Here is a 13,155-nt window from a genome sequence, read left to right as displayed (position 1 = left end):
GGTGCGATGCTCGACGATCATGCCGTCGAGCATGGCCTTGATGGCCTGCTGATCTTCGGGCGGCAGATGCCGCACCGCCTCGATTGCAGTTTGAGATCATCGCTGGCCCGCGTTCGTCCGAGTCTAATACCAGCGCATCGGCCGGCACGGCCAAGGCCAGCGCCAGCTTGTGGATGACTTCCCGGGTGGGCTGGGGGGCCAGCCTTGACCCATCTGTTTGCGGCGCTTGCGATGGAACGCTAACAGCGATCACCTTTTCCATAACGTCGAAGAGTTACACGAGATTGAGGCGCGGAAGCGGATGGAAGTGCCTCATCCAGATGGAGGCGACTGGCCTGGTAGCGGGATTGACCGGGCGATCACATCGTTGGCCTGATGCTTCCGATACTTGTCTATCGATGGCCGGAAGGAGCGTCGTCCATGAGCGATCCCGCATCCGTCCCGCCCTGCATCGTCGTGGTGTTCGGTGCGCGCGGCGACCTGACCCGCCGCCTGGTCATGCCGGCGCTGTACAACCTGCGGCGCTCCGGCGGGCTCAGCGACCACTTCGCGATCGTCGGCGTCGACCACGGCGATGTCAGCGAGCGGGCCTGGCGGGCCGACATCGGCCGCACCATGCGCGGGTTGATCGGTGCGCGCGATGCCGAGTTCCAGTCGGACGGGTTCGACGAGCAGGCCTGGGATTGGCTGCGCGAGCGCATGCACTACCTGCGCGGCGATTTCACCGATCCGGGGGCCTATGCCAGGCTCGGCGCGCTGTTGGACAAGTTGCAGCCGCGCTACGGCGCGCAAGGCAACGTGCTGTTCTACCTCGCCACGGCCGCGCGGTTCTTCGAGACCGCGCTGCTCAACCTGGGGCAGGCCGGGTTGACCAAGCAGCGCGCAGAAGGCGGCTGGAGGCGGGTGATCGTCGAGAAGCCGTTCGGCCACGACGTCGCCAGCGCGCGCCATCTCAACGAGGTGGTCGCGCGCGTGCTGGAGGAGGACCAGGTGTTCCGCATCGACCATTTCCTCGGCAAGGAGACGGTGCAGAACATCCTCGCGTTCCGCTTCGCCAACGGGTTGTTCGAGCCGGTATGGAACCGCGACCGCATCGATCACATCCAGATCACCGTCGCCGAGACGATCGGGGTGGAAGGGCGCGGGCGCTTCTACGATCCGACCGGTTGCCTGCGCGACATGGTGCCCAATCACCTGTTCCAGTTGCTGGCGATGATCGCGATGGAACCGCCGTCGGCGTTCACCACCGAGGCGATGCACCGGCGCCGTGCCGAGGTGATCGAGGCGGTGCGGCCGCTGACGCCGGCCGACGTGGTGCGCGGGCAGTACGCCGCCGGGGCGGTCAACCGCACCGCGGTATGTGGTTATCGCGAGGAGGACACGGTGCCGGACGATTCCAACACCGAGACCTACGTGGCGATGAAGCTGCAGGTGGACACCTGGCGGTGGGCCGGCGTGCCGTTCTACCTGCGCACCGGCAAGCGCATGCGCGAGCGCACCACGGAGATCGCGATCCGCTTCAAGCCGGCGCCGCTGGCGCCGTTCCGCAGCACCGAGATCGGCGGCTACGGGCCGGACTGGCTGGTGCTGCACATCCAGCCGGACGAGGGCATCTCGCTGCAGTTCGACGTCAAGCGCCCCGGCCCGCAGGTGGCGCTGGCGCCGGTGCGCATGGATTTCCGCTATCGCGACTGGTTCCCTAAGGAATACACCGTCGGCTACGAGCAATTGCTGCGCGACTGCATGAACGGCGAGTCCGGCCTGTTCCAGGATGCGGCGATGGTGGAGGGCGCGTGGCGCATCGTGCAGCCGATCCTCGATGCCTGGAAGGAGCCGCCGAACGATTTTCCCAACTATGCCGCGGGCAGCGCCGGTCCTGCGGCGGCGGACGCGCTGCTGGCCCTGAACGGCGGCCATGCCTGGCGGCCGCTGACACCGGGACGGCGGCCGCCGCCGGCGAGCCGGTCGGCAGCCAAGCCCGCACCGGCGAAGAAGGCGCGGGCTCCGGCCAAGGCCGGGACCAAGAAGGCCGAGGGAGCCACGCGCAGGCGGACGGCCAAGGCGGCGAAGAAGCGATAGCTGGAGAGAGGCAGAGGCTCTCGTTTCCGAAGCAGAGGCAAGTCCGTCGAGTGCGCAGGCGCGCCGGCGTCCAGCACGCCATGCGCGCCCGGAACCGCGGCGGGCATCCGGCGACGCGCGGCCCGGCATGGAAACCCGGCGTCAGCCGGGCGCGTTCTGTCCTGTGCCGGCCTGTCCCCGGGCTGTTCCGGCGGTAGGTGTTTCCGCATCCACGTCGGCCTCGAACAGCTTCATCAGGTCGGTGCGCGCATCGCGCGAGGCCTGGATCACCGCGGCTTCGTCGTCGTAGACCAGGTATTGCCGGCGCAGCAGCTCCTCGTCGTGATGGCGGAAGCGCTCGACGCGATCGCGCGCGAGGCCGGCATCGATGCCCAGCGCCACCAGCAGTTGCTCGCTCAGTTCCAGGCTGGACCCGAACAGTTCGCGGAACGGTTCCGCGCCCAGGTCCATCAGCTTCCAGGCGTGCTGGCGGTTGCGCGCGCGCGCCAGCACCTTGGCCTGCGGATACAGGCGGCGGATCAGCCGCGCCGCCTTGATGTTGGTGTCCGGATCGTCCATCGCCACCACGAACACCTTGATGCGCTCGGCGCCGGCCGCGCGCAGCAGGTCCGGGCGGGTCGGGTCGCCGTAGTACAGCTGGCTGCCGAAGCGGCGCAGGTCCTCCACCGTCTCCGGGTTGTTCTCCAGCGCGACGAAGGGGATGTGCTGCGCGGTCAGCAGGCGCGCGACGATCTGGCCGAAGCGGCCCATGCCGGCGATCAGCACCTGCGGCGCCTGGATCTCGATCGTGTCGAAAGGCTTGTCGTCCTTCGGCGCCGCCGCGCGCTCGGCGCCGACCAGGATGCGCTGCATCGCCAGCAACACCACGGGCGTGAGCGCCATCGACACGCCGACGATGGCGATCAGCCGGTCATGGTCGGCCGCGCCGAGCAGGTTCACGCGCTGGGCCTCGTTGAACACCACGAAGGCGAACTCGCCGCCCAGCCACAGCACGCTGCCCAGCATCAGGCAGCTGCGCACCGGCAGTTTCGCCCATCGGCCGACCCCGACCAGCAGCGCGAACTTGACCAGCAGCAGCAACGCCACGCCGCCGGCGATCAGGCCGGGCTCGCGGGTCACGCGCTCCAGGTCGATGCCCATGCCGATGGCGATGAAGAACAGGCCCATCAACAGGCCTTCGAACGGCTCGATCTGCGATTCCAGCTCGTGGCGGAACTCCGAGTCGGCCAGCAGCACGCCGGCCAGGAACGCGCCCAGGCTCGGGCTCAGCCCGGCCTCCTGCATGAACCAGGCCGTGCCCAGCACCACCAGCAGCGCGCTGGCGGTGAACACTTCGGGCATGCGGGTGCGCGCGACGATCCGGAACAGGTGGCGCAGCACGAAGCGCCCGCACAGCACCACCAGCGCCAGCGCGCCCAGCGCCTTGGCCACGTCCTGCCACTCCAGCGCATCGTTCTTCGCCCCGCCCAGCAGCGGGATCGCCGCCAGCAGCGGGATCGCGATCAGGTCCTGGAACAGCAGGATCGCGAACGCCAGCCGGCCGTAGTCGGTATTGAGCGCCTTGCGCTCGGACAGCACCTGCAGGCCGACCGCGGTCGAGGACAGGGCCAGGGCCAGGCCGACGATCAGCGCGCTCTTCCAGCCGAAGTGGTCGGCCATCAGCATCGCGCCCAGCACCACCGCCGTCAGCGCCACCTGCACGGTGCCGGCGCCGAACACCGAGCGCCGCATCAGCTTCAAGCGCGCCGGCGACAGTTCCAGGCCGATCACGAACAGCAGCATCACCACGCCGATCTCGGCCGCGCTCAGGATGCGGTTGGTGTCCTGCACGAAACCGAGCCCGTCCGGGCCGAGCACCAGGCCGGCGATCAGGTAGGCCAGGACCGCGCCCAGGCCGAATTTCTTGAACACCGGCACGGCGACGATCGCCGCCAGCATCAGGACCAAGGCCAGTTCCAGGCCGCCGCTATGCATCTGCGTTCTCCATCGGGTGGCCCATTATGGGCGGCATCGTCCCTCGTGGCTCGCGTATGGCGCTCCGCGCGCGCGACCCCGGCCTGCACGGCCGGCGCTCGCCGCGTGCGCCCTCGCAGGAGCCCGCGCGTGCGGCCATCCCATTGACCCTGCGGGCCCATCGGCGCAGACTTCGCGCCGCCGCCGGCGGCCGAACCCGCCAGCGCGTCTTGCGGGTCCCCCGCCAAGGCGCCGCGCCTCCGAGGTGCGGGCATCCCTCTTTGGAGTCCCAACACCATGTCCAGCGACAGTCACCCTAGACCGGGGTCGATGACAGGGCTGGCGACCGCCTGAGCGATCGGGACCGGTTCGCCGCCGCTGCATCGGCCGTGGCCGAAACGAGGCGAACCCCCATGAACAACGAGAACCTGCTGCGGCTGCCCCCCGAGGCGGCCGATGCGCTGATCGCGCCGCTGGCCGAGCTCAACACCGCCGACGCGGTGGAATACCTCAACGGCATCGACCGCGAGGACGTGGCCGCCATCCTGGCGGTGCTGCCGTTGCCGCGCGCGGTCAAGATCCTGGAACAACCCGAACTGCGCGATGCCAGCGCGCTGGTGGCCATGCAGGACGCCGGCCGCGCCGCCGAGCTGCTCGGGCTGATGGCCGACGACCGGGCCACCGACATCTTCCAGGACCTGGACGAGGACGACCGCGACCAGCTGCTGTGGCGGCTCGGCCCGGAGACCCGCCGCGCCATCCAGAAGCTGCTGCACTACCCGCCCAACACCGCCGGCGCGCTGATGACCACCGAGTTCGTCGGCGTGCCCGCCGACTGGACCGTCGGCCGCACCCTGCAGTACGTGCGCGAGGTGGAGCGCAGCCGCGAGACGGTCTACGCGATCTACCTGCTCGACCCGCGCGAGCGCACGCTGGTGCAGGTGGTGACCATGCGCCGGCTGATCACCGGCGAGCCGGACGCGCCGATCCTGGACGTCGCCCAGGTCAATCCGCCCATCACCGTCGATGCGCAGCTGGACCAGGAGGAGGTCGCGCGGCTGATCCGGCGCCACGACCTGCTGGCGATCCCGGTGGTCGACGCGCAGCGCCACGTGCTCGGCATCGTCACCGTCGACGACATCCTGGATGCGCTGATCGCCGAATCGACCGAGGACGTGCACAAGTTCGGCGGCGTGGAGGCGCTGGACAAGCCGTACATGCAGATCGGCTTCGGCGAGATGATCCGCAAGCGCGCCGGCTGGCTGAGCGTGCTGTTCCTCGGCGAGATGCTGACCGCCAGCGCGATGCAGCACTTCGAGGACGAGCTGGCCAAGGCGGTGGTGCTGACCTTGTTCATCCCGCTGATCATGAGTTCCGGCGGCAACTCCGGGTCGCAGGCCACGTCGCTGTTGATCCGCTCGCTGGCCTTGCGCGAGCTGCGCCTGCGCGATTGGTGGAAGGTGGCGCTGCGGGAGATCCCGACCGGCGCGGTGCTCGGCGGCATCCTCGGGGTGCTGGCGATCGTGCGCATCGCGGTCTGGCAGAACGCCGGTTTCTACGACTACGGCCCGCACTGGGCGATGGTCGCGCTGACCATCGGTGCGGCGCTGGTCGGCATCGTCATGTTCGGTTCGCTGTCCGGCTCGATGCTGCCGTTCGTGCTGCAGCGGCTCGGCTTCGATCCGGCCAGCGCCTCGGCCCCGTTCGTGGCGACGTTGGTGGACGTGACCGGATTGGTGATCTACTTCAGCATCGCGGCGTTGATCCTCAGCGGCACCTTGCTGTAGCGGGCGGAGCCCTTCATCCGTGCCCCGGGATTTCCCGCCGGGGCAGGCTGCCCCGGCGGAAGCGGCCGTCTCCCGCAACGCCGCTCCGGGCATCTTCCCCGGCACGCGGGGAAGGCCGGTCACCGGCGCGGCGCAAGGCGGCGCATGCTCAGAACGTCCAGTACAGCGTCACCCGGTAATTGCGGCCCGGTTCGCTGTAGCGGCCGATGCCGTAGTCGGTGGCGTAGCCGTACAGGTAGAAGTCGCCGCGGACCACGTTGCGGATGCGGGCCCATTGGTAGTAGCGCTCGTCGAACAGATTGTAGATGCCGGCGTTGATGCGCAGGCGGTCGTTGACGCGGTAGCTGCCGAACAGGTCGAACACCGTGTAGGCATCGCTCAGGAACGGCTCGGCCTCGGTGCCGAACACCGTGGTCACGGCATCGACGTCCTTGCGCTTCTTGGCCAGCGAGTGGGTCAGGTTGCCGGTGATGCGCAGGCGCTCGTCCAGGCCCTGCCAGCTCACGCCGAGCACGCCGCGATCCGGGTTGATGCTGTCCAGCGGGCGGCCGTCCTTCTGCTCGCCCTCGTTGTGCGACCACGCCGCGCGCAGCAGCCAGGCCTCGCCGAGCTTCCACAAGCCTTCCAGTTCGGCACCCTTGACCGTGACCTCGCCGACGTTGACCACCGAGGTATAGCTGTAGCCGTTGCGGGTGGAGCACGCGCCGCGCGTGCAGCTCAGGTACCGGGTGCCTGCGTTCGCGGTCAGGGTGACGGTATCGATGAAATCGTCGTAGCGGTCGCGGAAGACCGACAGGCCGATGCGGGCGCGCTCGCTCTCCCAGCGCCAGCCCAGTTCCAGGTTGAGGCTCTTCTCGGCGTCCAGGTCCGGGTTGGCGGCGACGGTGGGCACGGTCACGCTCGCGCCGGTATCCGCCTCGGTGAGGGTGGTGGTGCTGGTCGGCGCGTACATCTCGCCGGTGGTCGGGGCGCGGAAGCCGCGGCCGGCCTGGAACCACACGGTCTGGCGCGGGGCGAAGGCGTAGCTGATGCCGGCCTGCCAGGTCGGCGAGGAAAAGCTCACCGCGCGCACCGTGCCGGTGGGATCGACGAAGGTGTCGTCCAGCTTCGGCGAGTAGCGGTAATGGTCGTAGCGCGCGCCCAGGGTCAGCTGCAGGCGGTCCTCGTACAGGCCGATGCGGTCGCGCAGGTAGACGTTCCAGGAGGTCGCGTCGGTCCTGGGCACCTGCGCCGGGTCGACGGTGGCGCTGTCGAGCACGCCGGCGTTGTTCCAGCGGTAGTCGATCGCGGTGTAGTCGATCCTGCGCCGCTGCCAGGCCGCGCCGTACAGCAGCGACTGGCGCCAACCCTCGCCCTGCAGCGCCTTGTCCAGGTCCAGCGCGATGCGGTCGAGCTTCTGCTCGTCGCGGCGGTCCTCGGCGCGCTGGCACGGCAGCGCCGGCGTGCAGGCGGTGGTGACCGCGCTGGCGGTGGGATTGGCGGAGGTGCCGCTGCCGGCGCTGATGCGGGTGATGCCCCGGCTGGCGGTCTTCTGGTGGTCGGCGTGCGCTTCCAGCGTGTCGAACAGCGCGTTGCCGGCCCGCCACGTGTAGCGCAGGCCATAGCGGTCGCGGTCGTTGCTGTCGTCGCCGACGCGGGTCAGGTAGCCGGGCGAGGCCACCCGGCTGAGGTTGTCGACCGTGTTGTCGGCGCGGTTGCGCTCGTAGACCACGCCGATGCGATGCGCCTCGTCCGCGACGAAATCGACCTTGGCCAGCACGTTGTCGCTGTCGTGGTCGATCGGGTCCGGCGTGCGCCGGCCGCTGCCGGTCGCCACCTCGGTATCCGAGTACCAGCCTTCGGCCTCGTGGCCCTTGCGCTTGGTATAGGTCAGCATCGACTCGATCCGGCCGGTGCGGTTGGCGAAGGTGACGTTGCCCAGCGCCTGCTCGTTGTAGCCGGTGTAACCGGTCTTCAGGCCGAAGTAGCGATCGTCGCCCTGCGGCGCGAGGTAGTCGTGCGGGTCCTTGGTGGTGAACACCACCGCGCCGCCGAGGGCGCCGCTGCCGGCGCCGATCGAGTCGGCGCCCTTGACGATCTCCACGCGCTTGAGCGAATCGATGTCCACGCCGCCGCGGCCGGCCCGGAAGAACTCGTAGCTGCGCGCGGTCTCCAGGCCCTCGGCCATCGGCAGGCCGTCGAGGGTCATCGCCACCCGGTCGCCTTCGATGCCGCGGATGTTGAAGCCGTTGTCGCCGAACCGGCCCAGGTCGGCGATGCTCACGCCGGGCACGTAACGGACCACGTCCTCCATGCTCTCGGCCTGCTCCTGCTCGAGTTGCGTGGCGCCGATCACGGTGACGTTCTGGTTGGCGGAGGCCTGCTTCTCGCGCTTGGCCCGCACCTCGACCGGGTCGAAGTCGCGGGCGTCGGCGGGCGTTCCGGCATGCGCAGGCAAGGCCAGGCCGGCGGCGATCGCCAGCGCCAGCGCGTGGTGGGTGGATCTCATGGCATTTCTCTCCACAGTCAGGAAAAGGACGGGGCGCCGTTCTGGCGCGGACCTGGCTGCGGGCGCATGTGCGCGGTGCGTCGCTAGGAGAAGGAAGATCGAGCCGCGGCCGGGGCCGCGGCATGGACGGGAATGGCGGCGCCGGGCGGCCGGGTGGCGCCCGGCGGCAGGCGCGGATCAGTCGCTGCGGCGGCGTTCGGTGGCCGGCACGTGCAGGTCGGATGCATCCACCACGCCATCGCGGTTGCGGTCGGCGGTCTCGAACAGGCGCTTGCCGGAGACCTGGTACTCGGCGAAGGTCATCCGGCCGTCCTTGTCGGCATCGAGCACGCCGAAGCGCACGCGCACCTGGCGATCCTCGCGCCGGGTCAGCGTGGCGATGCGTTCGTCCAGCCGCGCCTCGTACTCGGCCAGGTATTCGTCGAGCGCCAGCGCGCCGTCGCGGTCGGCGTCGGCGCGGTCGAACTGCGCGTCGCGCACGCGGTCGAACTCGGCGCGCTCGACCTTGCCGTCGCCGTTCTCGTCGTACAGGGCCAGGAAGCCCTCGGCGGTGTGGCTGGTCGGCATGCGCAGCAACCGGCCGGCCTGGCCGGAACGCGTCCTCGATGCGTCCGCCGGGGCCGCCTTGCCTTCGCCCGCCAGCGCCCGCTGGCCGCCTTCCCAGGTCTTCCCGCCGGCCTGGTCGAATTCCCGGCGCGAGACCTTGCCGTCCTGGTCGGCGTCGAGCGCGGCGAAGCGCGTGCGGGCCTGCTCGACCTGCGCGGCGCGCTCGCGGCGGAGTTGCTCGTGCAGGCGCGCATCGAACTCCTGCACATACTCGGCCTCGTCCACGACGCCGTCGCGGTTGCGGTCGGTGGCGTCGAAGCGCGCGCGCCGGAACGCCTCGAACTCGGCCCAGCCGACTTTGCCGTCGCCATCGGCGTCGTGTTCGGCGATGAAGGCCGCGACATTGTCGCCGTGGCCGCCGACCAGGGGACGGGGAGCCGCGGAAGGGGTCTGCGCCCGGGCGGCGAGCGGGAGCAACGCGGCCAGGCACGCGCCGGCGAGTACGCCAGTTTTCATGGGATGTCTCCGGGGTTGGAAAGAAGTCTTACGGCTCGAGCACGCGGAAGGCGAGCGTGTAGCTGTGGCTGTACTCGGCCACCGGCGCGCCGGCCGGTGCCGGGGCGCGATGCCGGCTCAGGGCCACGAAGGTGCCGGCGCGCTTCAGGTCGAGCTGGGCGCAGCCCTCGGCATCGGTCTGCAGCGTGTCCACCTGCGGCTTGCGGTCGGAGGTCCATACCGCCTCGGTGACCTCGACCTTCTGGTTCGCCAGCGGCTTGCCGTCGTACTGCACGATGAACTCGAAGCGCTCGCCCACGTACAGGTCGTTCGGGTGCGCGACCGGCACGAACTCCAGGCCGCGGCCGCGCGCGGCCAGCGCGGTGCGGTCCGGCGCGCCGACGCTGACGTAGGCCTCGGCGAGCGTGAGCGACTGGAAATCGGAAACCACCTTGGCCCCGGCCGGGATCTTCGCCGACGCATCGCGCGAGCTTTCGCGCTTGCCGTCGACCTCCCAGGTGCGGAACCGGGCGCCCAGCCGTGGGCCGGTGCTCAGGCGGTAGGTGCCGGTGCCGGGCGGCAGGGTGTATTCGGCGACGGTGCGGGTCTTCATCGCGTGCACCGCGTCCGGTGCGGCGCTGCCGCCGTCCGGCCGGACGATGACGAAGCGGCTGTCGTCGAAGGCCGCCTCGGGCACGAAGAAGGTCTCGGCGAAGGATGCGTCCAGCGCCACGGTCTGGCCCGCGCGCGGCGCGAAGTCGCTGGGGACGAGGTAGGGCGTGTGGGCCGAAGCGGCGAAGATGGAGGTGGCGCCGAGCACGGCGGCGGCCAGCAGGGTCAGCGGTTTCATGGGGTTCCCCGGTCCGTAGTCGAAGATCGCTGGCCGGACGGGCGTCGCGTGCTGGCTGACGGCGCGATTCTACCGCAAATGAGAATCGTTATGAACAAGTGAAGCGCTGCCGCGATTGCGTTGCGTCATGTCGCGTCCCGGGACTGCCGTGTACCGTGGGATCCCTCGCCGACAACCGCCCGTTGCATGAGTACCTACCACCTGCAGTCCGTGTTCCGGCCCAAGTCCGTGGCGATCGTCGGCGGCAGCCCGCGCGAGCGCTCGGCCGGGCGCGCGGTGGTGCGCAACCTGCGGGCGGCCGGGTTCCCGGGCCAGATCGGCTGGGTCAGCCCGCGCTATCCGGAAATCGACGGGATGCGCACGGTGCGCCGCCTGGCCGACCTGCCCTGGGTGCCGGAGCTGGTCGTCATCACCACGCCGGCGCGGATGGTGCCGCGGGTGGTCTCGCTGGCCGCGCGCCAGGGCGTGGCCGCGGCGATCATTCTCACCGCCGGCCTCGGCGAGGGGCCCGGCTCGCCGGCCGCGCGCGCCGAGGCTGCCGCGCGCGCCAAGGGCCTGCGCATCCTCGGCCCGCATTGCCTGGGCGTGATCGCGCCGCATGCGCGGCTCAACGCCTCGATCGCCGCGCATTGCCCGCAGGCCGGCGACCTCGCGCTGGTCTCCGAGTCCAGCGCGATCGCCGCCGCGCTGGTGGAGTGGGGCGTGGCGCGCTCGGTCGGCTTCTCCGCGGTGGTCTCGCTCGGCGACGCGGTGGACGTGGACTTCGGCGACCTGCTCGACTACTTCGCCACCGACTACCGCACCCGCGCGATCCTGCTCTACGTCGAGCGGATCCGCGACGCGCGCAAGTTCATGTCGGCCGCACGCGCGGCGGCGCGCGCCAAGCCGGTGGTGGTGGTGAAGTCCGGGCGCCAGGCGCGCCCGGATCCGAATGCCGACACCCACTCGCAAGTGCTGGCGCGCCCGGATGCGGTCTACGGCGCGGCCTTCGCGCGCGCCGGCCTGCTGCGCGTGGGCGCGCTCGACGAGCTGTTCGCCGCGGCCGAGACGCTGGGCCGGATCGGCACCTTCCCCGGGCGCCGGCTGGCGGTGCTCAGCAACGGCGGCGGCGTCGGCCGGCTGGCGGTGGACCAGTTGACCCTGCGCGGCGGCACGCTCGCCGCGCTGTCGCCGCAGACGATCGAACGCCTGGACCGCGCGCTGCCGCAGGGCTGGTCGCGCGAGAACCCGGTCGACATCGTGGTCGATGCCGACGGCGAGCGCTACGCGACCGCGATCGAGGCGTTGCTGGAAGACCCGGGCAACGACGCGTTGCTGGTGGTGAACGTGCCGACCGCCTTCACCTCCTCGGCCGACGCCGCCAAGGCGCTGACCCGCTCGCTCGGCCCGCGCGGCCAGCACGCGCGCGACAAGCCGGTGTTCGCGGTGTGGCTGGGCCAGGACGATGCGGCCATCGCCGCGCTCAACGCCGCGCGCGTGCCGACCTACGCGACCGAGTCCGACGCGGTGCGCGGCTTCACCCACATGGTCCGCTACCGCGAGGCGCAGGCCGCGCTGATGGAGACCCCGCCGAGCCTGCCGGAGGATTTCGTCGTCGATGCCGCGACGGCGCGCGCGCTGGTCGAGCAGGCGCTCGCCGCGGGCCAGGCCTGGCTGGACCCGGTGGCGACCCAGCGCCTGCTGGAGGCCTACGGCATCGCGTGCGTGCCGCTGCAGGTCGCCACCACGGCCAACGAAGCCGCGCTGCTGGCCGACCCGATCCTGGCCGCGGGCGGCTCGGTCACGGTGAAGATCGTCTCGCCCGACATCGGCCACAAGTCCGACGTGGACGGCGTGCGCCTGAACCTGCCGAGCGTGGCGGCGGTCCGGCTGGCGGCCGAAGGCATCCTGGAGCGCGCGCGCAGGGTGCGGCCGCAGGCGCGCATCGACGGCGTGATCGTGCAGCCGACCATCCTGCGGCCGAAGGCCCGCGAGCTGATCGCCGGCATCGCCGACGACCCCGTGTTCGGGCCGGTGATCGTGTTCGGCCGCGGCGGCACCGCGGTCGAGGTGATCAACGACCGCGAACTGGCGCTGCCGCCGCTGGACCTGCGCCTGGCGCACGAACTGATCGGCCGCACCCGCGTCTCGCGCATCCTCAAGGGCTACCGCGACGTGCCGGCCGCCGACGAGCGCGCGGTGGCGCTGGTGCTGGTCAAGCTGGCGCAGCTGGCCGCCGACATCCCCGAGATCCGCGCGCTGGACATCAACCCGCTGCTGGCCGACCGCGACGGCGTGCTGGCGCTGGACGCGCGCGTGGCGGTGGCGCGTTCGCGCATCCTGCACAAGGGACGTGGGCATCCGCGCTTCGCGATCTTCCCGTACCCGAAGGAGTGGGAGCGCACCCTGGTGCTCGGCGACGGATCCACCGCATGGCTGCGCCCGGTGCGGCCGGAGGACGATGCGCTGTTCCGCGCGTTCTTCGCCCGCGTCACCGACGAGGACCTGCGGCTGCGCTTCTTCCAGTCGGTGAAGCACTTCAGCCACGAGTTCATCGCGCGCCTGACCCAGCTCGACTACGCCCGCTCGATCGCGTTGGTGGCGATCGACCCGAAGGGCGGCGACATGCTCGGCGCGGTGCGGCTGCACGCCGACGCCGACTACGAGAAGGGCGAGTACGGGATCCTGATCCGCTCGGACCTCAAGGGCCACGGCATCGGCTGGCAACTGATGCGGATCATGATCGAGTACGCGCACTGGCTCGGCCTGAAGGCGGTGGAGGGGCAGGTGCTGCGCGAGAACCGCACGATGCTGGCGATGTGCGAGAGCCTGGGATTCCAGGTCAGGCCCGATCCGGAGGATGCGTCGCTGATGAACGTGCTGCTGCCGGTGGGGACGGGATCCCTGCGTCCTTGAACGGCGCCGCGGCGTGGCCGTCGTTCCCGCGGGCAGGGCTCCGGTCCCCGCGGGGCTTTGCC

Annotated in this window: 6 protein-coding genes and 1 pseudogene; 3 read left to right on the top strand and 4 right to left on the bottom strand. The window is 70.7% G+C overall.

Translation table 11 applies throughout. The annotated features are described in order from the left end of the window. Nucleotides 1-420: 420 nt before the first annotated feature. A pseudogene (gene zwf, locus M3M27_RS18845) lies at nt 421-2,070 on the top strand (glucose-6-phosphate dehydrogenase); the annotation flags it as partial. 150 nt (nt 2,071-2,220) lie between these two features. Here zwf and M3M27_RS18840 read toward each other — a convergent pair. Next, nucleotides 2,221-4,053 carry a monovalent cation:proton antiporter-2 (CPA2) family protein gene (locus tag M3M27_RS18840; RefSeq protein WP_434026605.1) on the bottom strand — a complete coding sequence of 611 codons (1,833 nt, stop codon included), beginning with the start codon at nt 4,051-4,053 and terminating at the stop codon, nt 2,221-2,223. Nucleotides 4,054-4,445: 392 nt separating this feature from the next. On the opposite strand from M3M27_RS18840, the gene mgtE reads away from it, so the two are divergent. Further along, nucleotides 4,446-5,819, top strand: a complete 1,374-nt coding sequence (gene mgtE / locus M3M27_RS18835) for a magnesium transporter (RefSeq protein ID WP_434026604.1) — start codon at nt 4,446-4,448, stop codon at nt 5,817-5,819. A gap of 148 nt (nt 5,820-5,967) precedes the next feature. On the opposite strand, the gene M3M27_RS18830 is transcribed toward mgtE, so the two are convergent. The 3 genes from M3M27_RS18830 to M3M27_RS18820 all read right to left on the bottom strand — a co-directional run bounded on the left by M3M27_RS18830 (nt 5,968) and on the right by M3M27_RS18820 (nt 10,198). Continuing rightward, complete coding sequence (locus tag M3M27_RS18830) at nt 5,968-8,307, bottom strand: TonB-dependent hemoglobin/transferrin/lactoferrin family receptor (RefSeq protein ID WP_434026603.1); 2,340 nt, start codon at nt 8,305-8,307, stop codon at nt 5,968-5,970. A gap of 177 nt (nt 8,308-8,484) precedes the next feature. After that, nucleotides 8,485-9,369: an EF-hand domain-containing protein gene (locus M3M27_RS18825; protein ID WP_140727622.1), complete on the bottom strand. Its 885-nt coding sequence runs from the start codon at nt 9,367-9,369 to the stop codon at nt 8,485-8,487. Between the two features lie 28 nt (nt 9,370-9,397). Beyond that, nucleotides 9,398-10,198: a DUF4198 domain-containing protein gene (locus M3M27_RS18820; RefSeq protein ID WP_434026602.1), complete on the bottom strand. Its 801-nt coding sequence runs from the start codon at nt 10,196-10,198 to the stop codon at nt 9,398-9,400. Nucleotides 10,199-10,384: 186 nt separating this feature from the next. On the opposite strand from M3M27_RS18820, the gene M3M27_RS18815 reads away from it, so the two are divergent. Continuing rightward, on the top strand, nt 10,385-13,093 hold the full coding sequence (locus tag M3M27_RS18815; RefSeq protein WP_434026601.1) for a bifunctional acetate--CoA ligase family protein/GNAT family N-acetyltransferase: 2,709 nt from the start codon (nt 10,385-10,387) through the stop codon (nt 13,091-13,093). Nucleotides 13,094-13,155 lie beyond the last annotated feature (62 nt).

This window comes from Xanthomonas boreopolis, from assembly GCF_046529185.1.
In the GTDB taxonomy this organism is placed as follows: Bacteria; Pseudomonadota; Gammaproteobacteria; order Xanthomonadales; family Xanthomonadaceae; genus Pseudomonas_S; species Pseudomonas_S boreopolis.
Note: the sequence above shows the minus strand (reverse complement) of the source record. Positions and strands in the feature narration are given on the sequence as shown.

Bases quoted from the DNA above. Each gene is read 5' to 3' on its own strand.
- M3M27_RS18825 (WP_140727622.1), bottom strand. From the start codon at position 9,369: ATGAAAACTGGCGTACTCGCCGGCGCGTGCCTGGCCGCGTTGCTCCCG.
- M3M27_RS18830 (WP_434026603.1), bottom strand. From the start codon at position 8,307: ATGAGATCCACCCACCACGCGCTGGCGCTGGCGATCGCCGCCGGCCTG.
- mgtE (WP_434026604.1), top strand. From the start codon at position 4,446: ATGAACAACGAGAACCTGCTGCGGCTGCCCCCCGAGGCGGCCGATGCG.
- M3M27_RS18815 (WP_434026601.1), top strand. From the start codon at position 10,385: ATGAGTACCTACCACCTGCAGTCCGTGTTCCGGCCCAAGTCCGTGGCG.
- M3M27_RS18820 (WP_434026602.1), bottom strand. From the start codon at position 10,198: ATGAAACCGCTGACCCTGCTGGCCGCCGCCGTGCTCGGCGCCACCTCC.
- M3M27_RS18840 (WP_434026605.1), bottom strand. From the start codon at position 4,053: ATGCATAGCGGCGGCCTGGAACTGGCCTTGGTCCTGATGCTGGCGGCG.